Source organism: Alteromonas stellipolaris, from assembly GCF_001562115.1.
GTDB lineage: Bacteria > Pseudomonadota > Gammaproteobacteria > Enterobacterales > Alteromonadaceae > Alteromonas > Alteromonas stellipolaris.
This window is the reverse complement of record NZ_CP013926.1, coordinates 60776-74882: the sequence shown is the minus strand read 5'-3', so window position 1 is coordinate 74882 and position 14107 is coordinate 60776. Positions and strand designations below refer to the sequence as shown.

Here is a 14107-nt window from a genome sequence, read left to right as displayed (position 1 = left end):
GTCATCTAAATTAATTGGTATTTTTGGCTCAAATCATGACAAAGTCACTTGCTTCACGCTTTATAGCTACCGCTCTATTAGTTAGTAGTGCTTTCACGCCTGCATTTGCGCAAGAAAAGGCAAATTTTGCTTATCTTGGGTTAGAGCCAGACATCGTTACCAATTACATTGGCGAGTCTTCTAGAAAGCTTGGTTATGTACGCGTTACCGTTGAATTAATGATTTATGACGTAGATCAGCTGGAAATTGCAGAACACCATATGCCGCTATTACGTGCAACGGCCATCGATATTTTCGGCAGACAGCCTGAAGAAAAAGTAAAATCGCTAACGGGCAGAGAAGATATTCGCCGCGCCATTCTAAAAGCGCTTCAAGATCATATGAAAAAAGAAACCGGTGGCGAGGTTATTAAAAACGTTATCTTTACCAAATATTTATACCAGGGCTAGGCGCTACTACAGCAGCACCTAGTCAAGAACGAAGGCTCGCGCTATTGCCCTTGCTTTCGTTTATCGGCCCCAAGGCTTAATAGCCCTGCTAGCAAACAGCCGGTAATTAACCCTGCCGTGTGGGCTGCATTAGCCATATTCACCCAAAGCACATCGGCAAAGCCTAATACTAACCATACCAACATAAAACCGATTACCGATTTAGGCAGCGACAAGCCCCACTGTGGCTTCAGCCAACCCAACCACCACACAAAGCCCATTACGGCGTATACCACACCTGAAAGCCCACCGAATAACATTAAGTTACCTTGAACTGGCGTGGTAAACATGGCTTGAGCCACGTTCGATATAATGGCCGATAGTGCAAACACCACAAACAGCATGCTTTTACCAAAGGTACTTTCTATTTTGGCGCCTAACATGCACCACCAAAGCAGATTGAAGATAATATGCAGTGCGCTGAAGTGAATAAACGCGGGCCCTAATAGCCTCCACCATTCATGGTTTTCAGCAAGCACGCTAAGTGGCTGCATGAGCAGGTGTTGCGCAATGGGGCTGAACAAGCCTAGCAACGACAAACCATACACCAATACACAAAGTACAAACACAATACTGGTTAAAGGTACCGACAATGCATTGTTGATGAACCCTTTCATATCAAACTGACGTGAGGGCACTAAATCGACGTTTTCACCATGCTGCCAAGCAGCTTGCTGATATTTAGGATTGTTCGGTTGCTGAATAAATTCTTCAGTTATGGCGCGGGCTTTAAGTGCATCGTTGTCGTCGGCCAATAATACAACAAACTCATCACCCGTTTCAGTAGGCTTTACCGTGGCGGTGATATTCTGGCTACCTAAGTAGTTAGCCAGTAAATGCGCCACGCCTTGCTGACGAAAAGCAATTAAAGGATGGCTCACGAATTTTCAGACACCACAGACTGACCTAATCGCCATGCTTCGAAACCACCGTCCATACTATAAACGGTGTTAAAACCTTGCTCGGCAATAACCTGTGCGGCTTGCTGACTGCTTACGCCGTGATAGCACACTACTACCACAGGGGTTTCTTTTGGCGTTTGTTCTACAAAGGCCGCGAAGTTATCGTTATTCAACGGCTTCGCTTCTGGCATGTGACCATTAGCAAAAGATTGCGGGTCACGAATATCTACAATGGCTACATCGCCACTGAAGTTTGCTACGTCTTGTACACTAATGTGTGAAAATGCTGTCATTATTGCCAGTCCAGTATAACTTTGCCTGATTGTCCTGAACCCATGGTATCAAAACCTTTCTGAAAGTCATCAACCGAAAAGGTATGTGTGATGATTGGCGACAAATCTAAGCCACTTTGCAGCAAACTTGCCATTTTGTACCAGGTTTCGAACATTTCACGACCGTAGATACCTTTGATCACTAACCCTTTAAAAATAACTTGGTTCCAATCAACCGATACATCTTGTGGTGGAATACCTAGCATTGCCACCTTTCCGCCGTGATTCATTTTCTTTAGCATGTCGCGAAAGGCTACCGGTACGCCCGACATTTCAAGGCCAACATCAAAGCCTTCACTCATCCCAAGCTCGTTCATCACGTCTTGCAAGTCTTCCTTGCTAACATCAACGGCGCGAGTTGCGCCCATCTTCCTAGCAAGCTCTAAGCGATACGGGTTGATGTCGGTGATAACCACATGGCGCGCACCAACGTGACGCGCCACTGCAGCTGCCATAATACCAATAGGACCAGCACCGGTAATTAATACATCTTCACCCACTAAGTCGAAGCTAAGGGCGGTGTGCACAGCATTACCAAATGGGTCGAAAATAGATGCCAGTTCATCACTAATATTATCGGGAATTTTAAATGCGTTAAACGCAGGAATAACCAAATACTCTGCGAAGGCGCCAGAGCGATTTACGCCAACGCCTTCAGTGTTGCGGCATAAATGGCGACGGCCTGCACGGCAGTTTCTGCAATGTCCGCATGTAATATGGCCTTCACCAGATACTCTGTCACCAATAGCAAACCCACGTACTTCTTGGCCCATGCCAACCACTTCACCTACGTACTCGTGACCTACTACCATAGGTACAGGTATGGTTTGCTGCGACCATTCATCCCAGTTGTAAATGTGCATGTCGGTGCCGCAAATGGCGGTTTTACGAATTTTGATTAATAAATCGTTATGGCCAACTTCAGGCTCTTGGGTATCTTGAAGCCAAATGCCTTTTTCAGCTTTTGCTTTAACTAACGACTTCATGCAATAACTCCCATTTCACGGCCTACTTCAATAAACGCATCAATGGCTTTGTCTACGTGTTCAATAGAATGCCCAGCTGACATTTGGGTGCGTATTCTAGCTTGCCCTTTAGGTACTACAGGGTATGAGAAACCAATCACGTAAATACCTTTTTCAAGTAGCTTGTCTGCCATCTCGCTAGCAACACGCGCATCGCCTAGCATCACAGGAATAATAGCGTGATCTTTACCTGCAAGGGTAAAGCCAGCATCTTCCATACGAGAACGAAAGTGGGCTGAATTGCGCCATAGTTGTTCACGCAATGCTGCGCCATCTTTCATCATTTCAAATACTTTAAGTGAAGCCGAAACTATAGGTGGAGCAACAGAGTTTGAGAATAAGTACGGGCGAGAGCGTTGACGTAACCACTCAACCACTTCTTTTTTGCCTGACGTATAACCGCCTGATGCGCCGCCCATAGCTTTGCCTAAAGTACCAGTGAGAATATCCACTCGGCCCATTACGTCGCAGTATTCATGACTACCTTTGCCGTTTTCGCCTAAAAAGCCTGTAGCGTGACAATCATCTACCATCACCAGTGCATCGTACTTTTCAGCAAGGTCGCAAATACCTGCAAGGTTGGCTATAACACCGTCCATCGAGAACACGCCATCGGTAGCAATCACTTTAAATCGTGCGCCGTCGGCAATGGCTTGCTTAAGTTGATCTTCCAGTGAGTCCATGTCGTTATTGGCATAACGGTAGCGCTTAGCTTTACACAAACGCACGCCGTCAATAATGCTCGCATGGTTTAACGCATCAGAAATAATGGCGTCTTCTGGGCCAAGCAAGGTTTCAAATAACCCGCCGTTCGCATCGAAGCATGAAGGGTATAAAATAGTGTCTTCGGTACCTAGGAAGCCACTAATTTCGGTTTCTAGCTGTTTGTGTATGTCTTGCGTACCACAAATGAAACGCACAGACGCCATGCCAAACCCGTGGGTTTCAAGGCCATTTTTAGCCGCAGCGATAAGATCAGGGTGGTTAGCCAAACCTAAATAGTTGTTCGCACAGAAGTTGATGACATGCTCGCCATTGGCCACGTCTATATCTGCTTGTTGCTGTGAAGTAATAACGCGCTCTTTTTTATACAGACCATCTTCTTTAGTGGCCTCAATTTGCGCTTGCAGGTGAGAGATAAATGCCGCTGACATGTCAGACTCCGAAATTAATAAAAAATGTATTTTAAAGAAAGCGATATAAAGGTTACACAAGGAAGGGGGCGTTTTAACAGTATTAAAACTTGTAGCTGTAAACTTTTTAGCACACTTGTTAGCTGTGGCTAAAAATCTAACTGGCTAGGCTGCCCTATTCGTTAGACCGCGTACTGTCCCATATGCCCATGTGTACGTTCTTGCTTAGGGTGGTCCAAATGTCTGGCTCTGGAATGGGTCGACTAATTAAATACCCCTGCCCCATCTGACAATCAAAGTGACATAGCATTTCAAACTGCTCTGCTGTTTCAATGCCTTCAGCTACCACAATTAACCCCATTTTTCGCACCATGGCAATGGTTGAATGCACGATGTTTCTATCGTCGGCATTCTCGACGATATTGGCTACAAAAGAACGGTCGATTTTTATAAAGTCAGCGGGCAGTGATTTTAAGTAACTGAGTGACGAGTAGCCCGTACCAAAGTCATCAATGGCCAAAGTACACCCCATGTCTCTAATAGTACGCATAATAGAGGTTGCACGTTCAATGTCGGTGACCAATACGGTTTCTGTTAATTCCAAACACACTTGGGATGGTGAAATATCATTGCGAATAATTTGCTGCTGCAAAAAATCAGGAAGACTGGGGTCAAGAAACTGCCCAGCAGACAGGTTAATCGCTAACTTCACATTAGGGTAACCATTCGCGTTCAGTTCTCTAATAAGGTAAGTGGCCTTGGCTATTACCCAATAATCTAGCTCTAGCATGAAAGAGGTGTTTTCAAGTGAAGGAATAAACTCTGCCGGTGATATGGTCCCCTTAACAGGGTGATACCAGCGAAGTAGTGCTTCGAAGCCTATTAATTCATTGGTTCGCAAGTCGATTTGAGGCTGCAAGGCCAAACTGAACTGACTTTCTCTTAGCGCCACCCGCGCTTCGGCTTCAAGTTCAACCTTTTTCATTACCTTCAAGTTCATGGTGGCATCGTAAACTCTAAAGCCCGCCCCTTTTTTCGATTTTGCCTCATACATAGCAATATCAGCATGCCGTAACAATTCCACTGGCGTAGCTCTGGCATGGCGGCTCACGGCCACACCTATACTAATAGAGACGTAAAATTGCATGCCACCCGCTTCAATCGGCTGGTCAAACTCTTCAATGATTTTCTTCGCAACGTGTTCCACTTGTTCTTTGTTTTCGATGCTAGATAACAATACAACGAACTCATCACCACCAAATCGTGAAGCAATATCAGTTTCTCTAATAGGCCGCGATATCCGCATAGCCGCGGCTTTTAAAAGCTTATCTCCCACGTCATGACCATAGCTGTCGTTAACTTTTTTAAAGTCGTCTAAGTCCATGAACATCAGTGCAACCAACCTATCGTCTCGCGCTGAGTGGGCAAGTTGGTTTTCAATTTGAAAGGTCAGCATATTCCGGTTCGGCAGGCCGGTAAGCACATCGAACATGGCCATTTTTTCAAGTTTGGCAGTATTCACCGCCATTTGGCCATCGAAGTCTTCCAGTTGTTTTGCCAGGGCATTCGCAGCATCTTCTACCACATCAAGTTCGTCGTTTAATCGCCAAAGCGAAGCGTGATGCTTTTTCTCAACCAGTTTACGGTATTCTGCAAATTTGTGGTCGGCAAGCATGGGTAAACGCTCACTGATGCCCAATAGTCTTATACGGTATTGATTTAGAAAGAGCCTTAGAAGTAATGAAAACAGAATAAACAGCACAATCGCACTTACTATAACCAGTAATTCGTATTGCTCTTTTTGATTTACCAGTGCAGAGATATCTTGCACTACCATGAGGTAAGGTTGCTCGGTCATACTATGGGCAAAGGGTAACAGGCTGACCGATAACTCTTTTCCCTGAAATGACACTCGAAGCCCTTTAACCACAAGCTTTTCTGCACTCCACTCTTTGGGAAAAGCGGCAATCAGCTCGGTTAAATAGTCTTGATTAGATTGTGAAAGCTGGCTAGATAGGGTTAACGCGGGTTTATTATTGTCATTTTGCTTGTGCTGAACCATGACGACCTTATGGGCATCGGTAGAGCGATTAAACAATGACAAAAGCTCACGCATTGAAGCAGATAGAATAACGACAGGTACTACCTCGTCGTCGGTCATGATGGGCACAGATAAATAATGAGTGCACACGTCCTCGCAGCGAATTAAGGCTCTGCTGCTAAGAGACTGCTGCGTACTGCGCACTAATTTTAGAACAAAATCGCTAATGGGGGTGGATTGCTCTCCCACTACGCCGTTTCGGTCAAACAGATACAGCTGTTCCACATGAAAGTTCAGCATCAGGTATTCCTGATTTCGCTGAAGATTTTCATAAAAGTAGCCTAAATCCTGATGCTCCGACATTTCTATGTGGCTAAACATGTCTACCCACAACACCATACGGTTATGCAGAATATCTTCGAAAAGCTGTAGTCGACGTTGGTTTTTTAGTTGCTCTTCTTCCTGCTGAAAAACCAAGCTTGAATCAGACTCACGAATGAGCACCATAGAGATAACCACAGTGACGGTAAGCACCATCGCCATCAGCATAATGATGGTTTTAGTGGTAAACGACATCTCCACTTTCATGATTGAACCTAGAACCAATACATAAGTTGTACAGACCACATACGCCAGTGCTCCTGTGAATGATCCCGTATGCTAGGGTCAAGCAAGCTTACCACTCTTGCGGCTCCATCAACCCAGTGATGCTCTGCCTGTAAACGCCACCCTGGTGAGATATCCCATCTTGCCCCAACGGTAACTGTATCCATATAACCAAAATAAGAAGGAACAAGGCCACCAGTACTTATTTCAAGGTCTTCGCCATTTGGATCGTTGCTGTTATTCACATAGGTGTCGTAACCAATAAGGCCGCTAAAGCGGTTGTTGAATAAGTATCTAAATTGAACAAACCCGCCTTCTCCGGTGATCCTATCCACATAATCAGGGGCGAAGAGACCATTATATTCTTGTAATTCTCTAACTAGCTCGCTGCTAAATTGCCATTTTTCACTAAAGTATTGCATGGAGAACATGAACCTGCGGATATTCGCACCGCCGTCTAACCGATTGTCTTCCTGCGCTGCGGTGTATCCAAAATCGGACTCAAGCCAACTTAGGCCTACTCTCCACGCCATTGTGGCAGGTTGCCAAAATGCGCTGGCTTGATGTACAAAGTCTTGTTCTATTTTCCCCTGAGCATCGTCACCTAGGAAAAAGTCTCTTTGGGCGTCATTTAGCGGAGAACGCCCGTAACTCCAATTTACTTCCCAAATATTGTCTGTTGAGTATTTCTTAAATTTTGCCTGCAGCCCATCACTCCCTAACGCAATATCGCGAAAACCATCGAAGTATATTGATTGAGGCAAAACTGTAGTATCTCTAGTTTGAGGGACATCGCGAGTGACTGAATATAACCAGTGCGTATTTTTAAAGCGGCCAATGTGCACTTGCGCTTGCCACCCTGCCACATCGGGGATAGTCCAATCGACAAACAGATAATCTAACCTTGTACCCTTTTCAAACCTATTTCCTGCGTCAAGATAAACCACCTGCCCCGCTACTGATAAATTGCTATTCAAACGATAATGGCCGTTAATACCGACTTCAGACAACTCACCAGTAATATTATTATCTTCGGTAATAAAATCGCTATCAATAGACTGCGTTAGTCCTTGAGCTATGTAGCCATGCCATGAAAACTTGGGCTCTTCTTGTGCCATGACCATTGAACTAGGAGCTGTAAGTAAAACAGCGCGTAGAAACCATACGAACACTTGCTTATTCATTGTTCACGCACCTCGATAACTTGTACATCTTTTACTTTGCTGATATCAGCATATCCAATAGCGCCAACCGTATTCTCAACCATGTTGAGAAGGGCTTCTTGCGATGACACCCGTGTAGGTGTAACTCCTTGACCAGAATAAGTAAGTTGATCCCAAAGCCGAGAGAGTTGATAGGGAAACATTTGTATATTTTCACGACAAAAGGTTTTATGCAGAATGTGAACATCCTCAAGAACAACAACATGGATTTTTTCTCCGTTGCTCCAGTATTGTTTGTGGCCTGTAAATATTTGGCGTAATTCTGATTGAGTAAGGGATGTGTTATCCACCGACTCATTTGCGACAACAACGGCCTGTTGTGCAAGAGCAACGGGACTACAAGCTAAAAATAGCATGCTGAGCATCAGTGCTGAGTACTCTGAATTGCTAGTTAAAGCTCGTATTCGTTTAATCAATGCGAGCATAATCACCAAAGGGCGCTCTCCATATCTTAGAAAAATTGGCGCGTATACGCTAAGTGTAGATAACGGTTAGAAGAAATTCCCAGAAATAGTATTTATTCATTAAAGCAATGCATTAATTTTTGAGAATACCGCATCTGTGGTAACACCTTCCATCAAGTTATCGCCCTTTGCGCGAATTCCCCAAGGTAATTGTTCCCACTTTTTTCCTTTTTGCTTTTCAATACATTCATCGTACACGGAGACCGTGTTATCTATATTGTTATACGGACCAGTGCGAATAGGGTTTGAATGGGCATACAATCCAATAATGGGCGTGCCTACCGTGGTTGCCATGTGAGCAGGGCCGGTATCAGGCGCAAGTACTAAACTTGCGTGCTTTAACAATACCAATAATTGGTGAAGACTAGTTTTGCCAGTAAAGTCGGCTTTAATGGTGGGCTTACACGCTAAAATAGCATTGGCAGTGGTTTTATCGAGATCTCCTGGACCGCCCACCAATATGACAGATTTACCTTGTTGCGATAAATAATCAGCGGTTTCAGCATACCTTTCGGGAAGCCAGTTACGTTCGGCTTTGCTGGCGGCAGGCGCAATAACCACATAGTCGCCTAGCGCTGCGGCCTGTTCTTCACCCCAGCGTTCATCTTCTTCGCTAACAGGGATATTCCATGATGGCGTAGCGACTTTTGGCACGCCTAGCGCGTCGGCAAAATCCATAAAACCGTCGAGCACATGAGAATGTTGGCGTGGCGCTACGCGCTCGTTCGCGAATAACCAATGCAGTTCTTTGCTTCTGGCCCAGTCGAAACCAATTCTGCGCTTCGCCTTTATAACTCTAGAGGCCATGTTCGCGCGTAGGGCAACTTGCATCATTAGCAATGCGTCGAAGGTTTCACCTTTCACTGCATTTTTTAAGCTTTCAACCGCTGCTTTGCCTTGTTTTTTATCAAAAATGATAAAGCGCACATTCGGCATTAGTTTAACCAGTTGATACTCTACCTTGCCAATGACCCAAGTTAGCTCAGCGTCAGGCCAATGGGTTTGAATACGTGTTACCATAGCGGCTGCATGGCAAACATCACCAATAGCAGATAGACGCATTAAGCAAATCTTTTTTCCCACAAATGCTCTCTCGTTGCTGAAATGCCGAAATAATTCATTAGAATGGTAAATTTTACCATAAGTAACAGGCGTCATGGCGATAATACGACGAGACTTAGGTGCAGGGCATCACTTCTTATATAACGATAAGTTAATGACTGAACCTAGCGTAGATATGTTCAGCCATGAATTTTGGCTATTTCAGAATAAAATTACCGGTGAGGCCAAGGGTCGTGGTACCACTATTTTTATTGAGCATGATACGCAGCATTGGGTACTTCGTCATTTTAGACGGGGTGGCCTAGTAGGAAAGTGCTTAAGTGATCAGTACTTTTTTCTAGGCGTTGAACGTTCCCGGCCATTTGAAGAGTTTCGCTTGCTCGCCAAAATGCGAGAGCATGGCCTGCGCGTTCCGGTTCCGGTTGGTGCCCATATACACCGTAGAGGCTTTATTTATCGCGGTAATCTTATTACCCAGAATATCCCTGCAAGCCAAGACTTGCATCACATGCTTACCCGCGAGCCATTAACTAAAGCAGACTGGTATGCCGTAGGTGAAGCTTTGGCTAAAATGCATGCCTGCCAAATTTATCATCACGATGCGAACATCAGAAATATTATGATGGATAACGAACGTAATATTTGGCTGATAGATTTTGATCGCTGCCACCAGCGTAGAGGCAATCATTGGAAGAAAGATAACCTCTCTCGTTTACTACGTTCTTTAAACAAAGAGAAAAGCTTGAATACTCAGTTTTACTGGACACAAGATGACTGGCAGTATTGTTTAGAGGGTTACAGAAGCAACTGAATTGCAATTGCATCTACCCATATTTATCGATACTGTTGCCTTACAACTATAAAGATTAGATTAACATGCATACACGAGCACTTTATCCAGGCACTTTTGATCCCATTACTAATGGGCACGCAGACCTGATAGAAAGGGCATCACAGCTTTTCTCTCATGTAATAGTTGGAATTGCCGCTAACCCCAACAAGCAACCATTGTTCACCCTTGATGAGAGAGTGGAAATGATTCGTAAGGTTACCGCCGATTTACCTAACGTAGAAGTGATGGGTTTCACGGGCTTACTTGCAGATTTTGCCGATGAGCAAAAAGCCACCATTCTTATTCGCGGATTACGTGCGGTATCTGATTTCGAATACGAATTTCAGCTAGCAAATATGAATCGCCGTTTGAATCCAAAATTAGAAAGTGTGTTTTTGACACCAGCAGAAGAAAACTCTTTTATATCATCTACGTTAGTAAAAGAAGTTGCACTGCATCGAGGTAAGGTAGGTGGTTTTTGCCATCCGGTGGTCGATCAAGCATTGCAAGATAGACTGCGCCGAGAAGACTAAAACGCTTTAATAAAAAATGTTAAACACACTGCGCTCAACATGCCTATTGAGCTCAGTCTGTTTTATCTAACGTGTTCTATCTAGTGTGCACTAAAACTAGCGCTGGCACTGTTTACAAAAGAACGTATTTCGCTGGCCAATCACCTTACTTTGTATTTCTGTTTTGCATACCTCACACGGCTCTCCTTTTCTTCCATACACATTCAAATGCTGTGCAAAGTAGCCAGGGTTCCCATCAGTTTGCGCAAAATCTTTTAGTGTAGTGCCGCCTTGCTCTATCGCTTTTGCTAATACCTGCTTAATAATTTGCGTAAGGTTTTTGTAGCGAGCGCTACTGACTTTCCCTGCTTCTCTTCTTGGGTCGATACCCGCTAAAAATAAAGCTTCATTGGCATAAATATTCCCTACGCCCACCACAACTGCATTGTCCATGATGAAGTTTTTCACGGTACTTTTTTTGCCTCTAGATAAAGCGAACAAACGCGCATCATCGAAATCGTCAGTCAACGGCTCTGGTCCTAGGTTAGCAAGTAATTTCAAGGCCTCGCCCGGGGGTTGCCATAAGAAGGCCCCAAAGCGCCTAGGATCGTTAAAACGTAAGCATTTCCCTGTCGCCATCACAATATCAACATGATCATGTTTCGCAACAGGTGTAGACGCATCAATAACCCGCAATTTACCCGACATGCCTAAATGCAAAATAAGCGTACCCGCTTCGGTTTCGATCATGAGGTATTTTGCTCTACGCTTAACGGCTATCACCTTTTGTCCGATAGCTAACGCCACGTCTTCGGGAATAGGCCAGCGCATTCTGCGTTCGCGCACAATAATATTGTCTATAGTTTCGTTTAGCAGATAAGGGGATACGCCCAAACGGCTTACTTCGACTTCTGGTAACTCAGGCATTTTCCCCTCCAGCTTTGGGTTGTCTAGTTCGTTGCAATGAAGATTGGTTAAGCGTCACCGGTCACTGACAGTAGTGACTAGGCTAATACGCTTAATTAATTAGCGGGTTCACTAAGCCATGGAAGAAGCGCGTTCAGTTCAGTATTTTCAAGGGTGTACCAAAGGCCGTTGTATTTTACAGTAACCGGCTGCGTATTGTTATAAAACGCAAAGACATGGCCATTCGCTTGCCCTGCTAGCCAGATAACCACCACTATGGGCTCAATTGACTGAAATGCGTTGTCTACCAAAGACGCCGTTTTAAGCTGAGCGGCTTGCCACGCTGCAATTTGCTCCTGTGCTGATACAGGCAAGGCCCCTTTAGAGGACACTTGACGCCACTGCTGACCATTTCTCTCTAACTTGCTACTGGCATGCTCTATTTTAAGTACATAGGCGTCAGGTGGCAGTAGCGGCCTTAATTCGGGAACGGCACGTTTAGGCAGGAAGCTGTCTAAATTAAAAAGCGCAATCATGACCAACATAGCCACAATAACCACATTGTTCATCGCGCGTTGTGAGAGTCTTGCCACCAGCAATCCTATTTAACGAATATAGCTTGTATGGTAATGCCTGAGACCGTCACATTCCAGCAGCAATATTTTCAAACTCAGAAAAGCAAAAAACCCAGCAAAGGCTGGGTTTTCGTGGAGACAAAAGCAAGTTTATTACTTGATTTTGGCCTCTTTGAACATAACGTGCTTACGTACAACAGGATCAAACTTTTTGATCTCCATTTTACCAGGCATGTTACGTTTGTTCTTATCAGTGGTGTAGAAGAAACCTGTACCTGCTGAAGAAACTAATTTAATTTTATCACGCATTGTAGGCTTCCTTAGATTTTCTCACCACGGGCACGGATGTCAGTTAGTACTGAATCGATACCATTTTTATCGATGATACGCATACCTTTAGCAGATAAACGTAGCTTAACGAAACGGTTTTCGCTCTCAACCCAAAAACGGTGAGAGTGAAGGTTTGGTAAAAAACGACGACGAGTCGCGTTTCTTGCGTGCGAACGGTTATTACCAACCGTAGGGCGCTTACCTGTTACTTGACATACTCTTGACATTGATTTGTCTCCAGAACAACGATAACTGTCGCGTCAATCGATTCCACCTATCAAAAGGTCACTGGATCAAATGACGTATTACTATAAATTAGAGGGCGCATTTTATACAGCAAACAGATCCCAATTTCAATAAGAAAAGGAAAAAAGCTCAATTTTTGTCACATTTTTAGTCAAAAATAACGATTATTTTTAAAAAGAGCTAAAAAATTACACTTAAGTGTAAAGTCATCGCGCTTAATCTCTGTTACTGTTTTACGAACGCGCGCTATACTGCGTTAAACGCAGATTATACGCAATAAAAATAATAATAATTGACGGTGCGTCTGTTTAATAACTTTGCCGCCGCGATGTCGGAGCGTTTCAAATGCTAGGTAAAGTCCTCTTTGATGTACAACACCTTTACTACCTTCCCCAATATATACCTGTGGCCCGTACACTGTTAAAAGCGGGTGTTTTATGCGAGTTCGTTTTACACCAAGAACTTGGTTTAGATGCTTTGAAACAGGAAGTCATAGAGAAAGAAGGCTTTCAATTTCAATTTATTTCAAATAAAGATGAAACACTGTCCCTTTACAGCAAAAGTAACGCTGACTGGATTGTATTCGGAAATCGACCTTATTTTAATGCCGAACAAAAAAAGCATATTACTTCACGCCTTGCGCTTATGTTGCACGGCATCGGCCCTAAAGCATGCTATTACGATGTCTCTGAATTTCCCTTCGATGTTAGATTTGTTGAAGGGGAAAGTCGCCTTGAACGACTAAAAGAAATGTACCCTGATAGACACTTTATAAATTCAGGCTACGCGAAACTCGACCCAATATTTAATGAAACCGAACAACTTATTGATTTGTCAGCATTGGGGCTAGACTCCATCAAGCCTACTGTACTGTATGCGCCCACCTTTTTCCCATCAAGTATCGAGTGTTTTCCCCCACACTGGCCTGAAACCCTGAGCAACGTAAATATTATTGTTAAACCTCATTTCTTTAGCCTGACAAAACCTAAATACAAATCTCAAAAGCAAAGGGTTGAAGCATGGGGTCGTTATGAAAATGTGTACTTGGCAAATGCAAAAGACTTTGACCTACTGCCATTCATGCAAATCGCCGATATTATGCTTTCTGATGCATCATCCGCTATTTTTGAATTTGCTTCGATAGATCGCCCAATCGTATGGTGCGACTTTTTTCATACACGCTGGAATTACTCAGGCCTCTTCAATTTCAGATTAAAGAAACGACTCGATCCCGATATCGCCCTGTTTAACCAGATATCACATAGAGCTAGCAATGCTTTTCAAGCGAATATGTTGATAGTAGAGTGCTTAAAACAGCCGATGGAATTAAGCGTAAATCGCAAAAAAATCACGCAAGAAATGGTAGGCATTACTGATGGTCAATGCAGCAACCGCATTGCCGAATATCTTACAACACAATAATCAGGTGG

General features: G+C 44.0%; 16 protein-coding genes. 4 read left to right on the top strand and 12 right to left on the bottom strand.

Annotated features, from left to right (window positions below; translation table 11 throughout):
- The first annotated feature begins 35 nt into the window (after nt 1–35).
- On the top strand, nt 36–449 hold the full coding sequence (locus AVL57_RS00350) for a flagellar basal body-associated protein FliL (protein WP_057794938.1): 414 nt from the start codon (nt 36–38) through the stop codon (nt 447–449).
- A gap of 41 nt (nt 450–490) precedes the next feature.
- On the opposite strand, the gene glpG is transcribed toward AVL57_RS00350, so the two are convergent.
- The 8 genes from glpG to AVL57_RS00310 form a co-directional block, all read right to left on the bottom strand.
- A complete protein-coding gene (glpG, locus tag AVL57_RS00345) occupies nt 491–1369 on the bottom strand; it encodes a rhomboid family intramembrane serine protease GlpG (RefSeq protein WP_013786136.1) in 879 nt (292 codons plus the stop codon).
- Nucleotides 1366–1683, bottom strand: a complete 318-nt coding sequence (gene glpE / locus AVL57_RS00340) for a thiosulfate sulfurtransferase GlpE (protein WP_057794941.1) — start codon at nt 1681–1683, stop codon at nt 1366–1368. Before glpE ends, glpG begins: the two co-directional genes overlap by 4 nt.
- Nucleotides 1683–2708, bottom strand: a complete 1026-nt coding sequence (gene tdh / locus AVL57_RS00335) for an L-threonine 3-dehydrogenase (RefSeq protein ID WP_013786138.1) — start codon at nt 2706–2708, stop codon at nt 1683–1685. The genes glpE and tdh overlap by 1 nt, the downstream gene beginning before the upstream one ends.
- Entirely contained in the window at nt 2705–3901 is a 1197-nt protein-coding gene (kbl, locus tag AVL57_RS00330) for a glycine C-acetyltransferase (RefSeq protein ID WP_057794943.1), read from the bottom strand. The genes tdh and kbl overlap by 4 nt, the downstream gene beginning before the upstream one ends.
- Before the next feature lie 154 nt (nt 3902–4055).
- Nucleotides 4056–6509, bottom strand: coding sequence for a bifunctional diguanylate cyclase/phosphodiesterase (locus tag AVL57_RS00325; RefSeq protein WP_057794945.1), 2454 nt, complete (start codon nt 6507–6509; stop codon nt 4056–4058).
- 8 nt (nt 6510–6517) lie between these two features.
- Nucleotides 6518–7711 carry a hypothetical protein gene (locus AVL57_RS00320; protein ID WP_057794947.1) on the bottom strand — a complete coding sequence of 398 codons (1194 nt, stop codon included), beginning with the start codon at nt 7709–7711 and terminating at the stop codon, nt 6518–6520.
- Nucleotides 7708–8175, bottom strand: coding sequence for a type 2 periplasmic-binding domain-containing protein (locus AVL57_RS00315; protein ID WP_231517572.1), 468 nt, complete (start codon nt 8173–8175; stop codon nt 7708–7710). Before AVL57_RS00315 ends, AVL57_RS00320 begins: the two co-directional genes overlap by 4 nt.
- Before the next feature lie 99 nt (nt 8176–8274).
- On the bottom strand, nt 8275–9276 hold the full coding sequence (locus tag AVL57_RS00310; protein WP_057796484.1) for a glycosyltransferase family 9 protein: 1002 nt from the start codon (nt 9274–9276) through the stop codon (nt 8275–8277).
- Nucleotides 9277–9370: 94 nt separating this feature from the next.
- Here AVL57_RS00310 and AVL57_RS00305 point away from each other — a divergent pair, with 94 nt between their 5' ends.
- Nucleotides 9371–10087 carry a 3-deoxy-D-manno-octulosonic acid kinase gene (locus AVL57_RS00305; protein WP_057794949.1) on the top strand — a complete coding sequence of 239 codons (717 nt, stop codon included), beginning with the start codon at nt 9371–9373 and terminating at the stop codon, nt 10085–10087.
- Between the two features lie 65 nt (nt 10088–10152).
- Nucleotides 10153–10641: a pantetheine-phosphate adenylyltransferase gene (gene coaD, locus AVL57_RS00300; RefSeq protein ID WP_057794951.1), complete on the top strand. Its 489-nt coding sequence runs from the start codon at nt 10153–10155 to the stop codon at nt 10639–10641.
- Between the two features lie 96 nt (nt 10642–10737).
- Here the strand turns inward: coaD and mutM are convergent, their stop codons facing one another.
- From mutM to rpmB, 4 genes are all read right to left on the bottom strand, one after another.
- Nucleotides 10738–11547, bottom strand: a complete 810-nt coding sequence (mutM, locus tag AVL57_RS00295) for a bifunctional DNA-formamidopyrimidine glycosylase/DNA-(apurinic or apyrimidinic site) lyase (protein WP_057794953.1) — start codon at nt 11545–11547, stop codon at nt 10738–10740.
- 95 nt (nt 11548–11642) lie between these two features.
- Nucleotides 11643–12119 (bottom strand): hypothetical protein, encoded by a 477-nt coding sequence (locus AVL57_RS00290; protein WP_041452617.1) that lies wholly within the window; start codon nt 12117–12119, stop codon nt 11643–11645.
- Between the two features lie 135 nt (nt 12120–12254).
- Nucleotides 12255–12410: a 50S ribosomal protein L33 gene (gene rpmG, locus AVL57_RS00285; RefSeq protein ID WP_013786148.1), complete on the bottom strand. Its 156-nt coding sequence runs from the start codon at nt 12408–12410 to the stop codon at nt 12255–12257.
- Between the two features lie 11 nt (nt 12411–12421).
- Nucleotides 12422–12658 carry a 50S ribosomal protein L28 gene (gene rpmB / locus AVL57_RS00280; RefSeq protein WP_013786149.1) on the bottom strand — a complete coding sequence of 79 codons (237 nt, stop codon included), beginning with the start codon at nt 12656–12658 and terminating at the stop codon, nt 12422–12424.
- A gap of 364 nt (nt 12659–13022) precedes the next feature.
- On the opposite strand from rpmB, the gene AVL57_RS00275 reads away from it, so the two are divergent.
- Nucleotides 13023–14099, top strand: a complete 1077-nt coding sequence (locus AVL57_RS00275) for a CDP-glycerol glycerophosphotransferase family protein (protein ID WP_057794955.1) — start codon at nt 13023–13025, stop codon at nt 14097–14099.
- The last annotated feature ends 8 nt before the right edge of the window (nt 14100–14107 follow it).

Bases quoted from the DNA above. Each gene is read 5' to 3' on its own strand.
- AVL57_RS00350 (WP_057794938.1), top strand. From the start codon at position 36: ATGACAAAGTCACTTGCTTCACGCTTTATAGCTACCGCTCTATTAGTT.
- glpE (WP_057794941.1), bottom strand. From the start codon at position 1,683: ATGACAGCATTTTCACACATTAGTGTACAAGACGTAGCAAACTTCAGT.
- tdh (WP_013786138.1), bottom strand. From the start codon at position 2,708: ATGAAGTCGTTAGTTAAAGCAAAAGCTGAAAAAGGCATTTGGCTTCAA.
- kbl (WP_057794943.1), bottom strand. From the start codon at position 3,901: ATGTCAGCGGCATTTATCTCTCACCTGCAAGCGCAAATTGAGGCCACT.
- AVL57_RS00325 (WP_057794945.1), bottom strand. From the start codon at position 6,509: ATGAAAGTGGAGATGTCGTTTACCACTAAAACCATCATTATGCTGATG.
- AVL57_RS00320 (WP_057794947.1), bottom strand. From the start codon at position 7,711: ATGAATAAGCAAGTGTTCGTATGGTTTCTACGCGCTGTTTTACTTACA.
- AVL57_RS00315 (WP_231517572.1), bottom strand. From the start codon at position 8,175: ATGCTCGCATTGATTAAACGAATACGAGCTTTAACTAGCAATTCAGAG.
- AVL57_RS00310 (WP_057796484.1), bottom strand. From the start codon at position 9,276: ATGCGTCTATCTGCTATTGGTGATGTTTGCCATGCAGCCGCTATGGTA.
- AVL57_RS00305 (WP_057794949.1), top strand. From the start codon at position 9,371: ATGGCGATAATACGACGAGACTTAGGTGCAGGGCATCACTTCTTATAT.
- coaD (WP_057794951.1), top strand. From the start codon at position 10,153: ATGCATACACGAGCACTTTATCCAGGCACTTTTGATCCCATTACTAAT.
- mutM (WP_057794953.1), bottom strand. From the start codon at position 11,547: ATGCCTGAGTTACCAGAAGTCGAAGTAAGCCGTTTGGGCGTATCCCCT.
- rpmG (WP_013786148.1), bottom strand. From the start codon at position 12,410: ATGCGTGATAAAATTAAATTAGTTTCTTCAGCAGGTACAGGTTTCTTC.
- rpmB (WP_013786149.1), bottom strand. From the start codon at position 12,658: ATGTCAAGAGTATGTCAAGTAACAGGTAAGCGCCCTACGGTTGGTAAT.
- AVL57_RS00275 (WP_057794955.1), top strand. From the start codon at position 13,023: ATGCTAGGTAAAGTCCTCTTTGATGTACAACACCTTTACTACCTTCCC.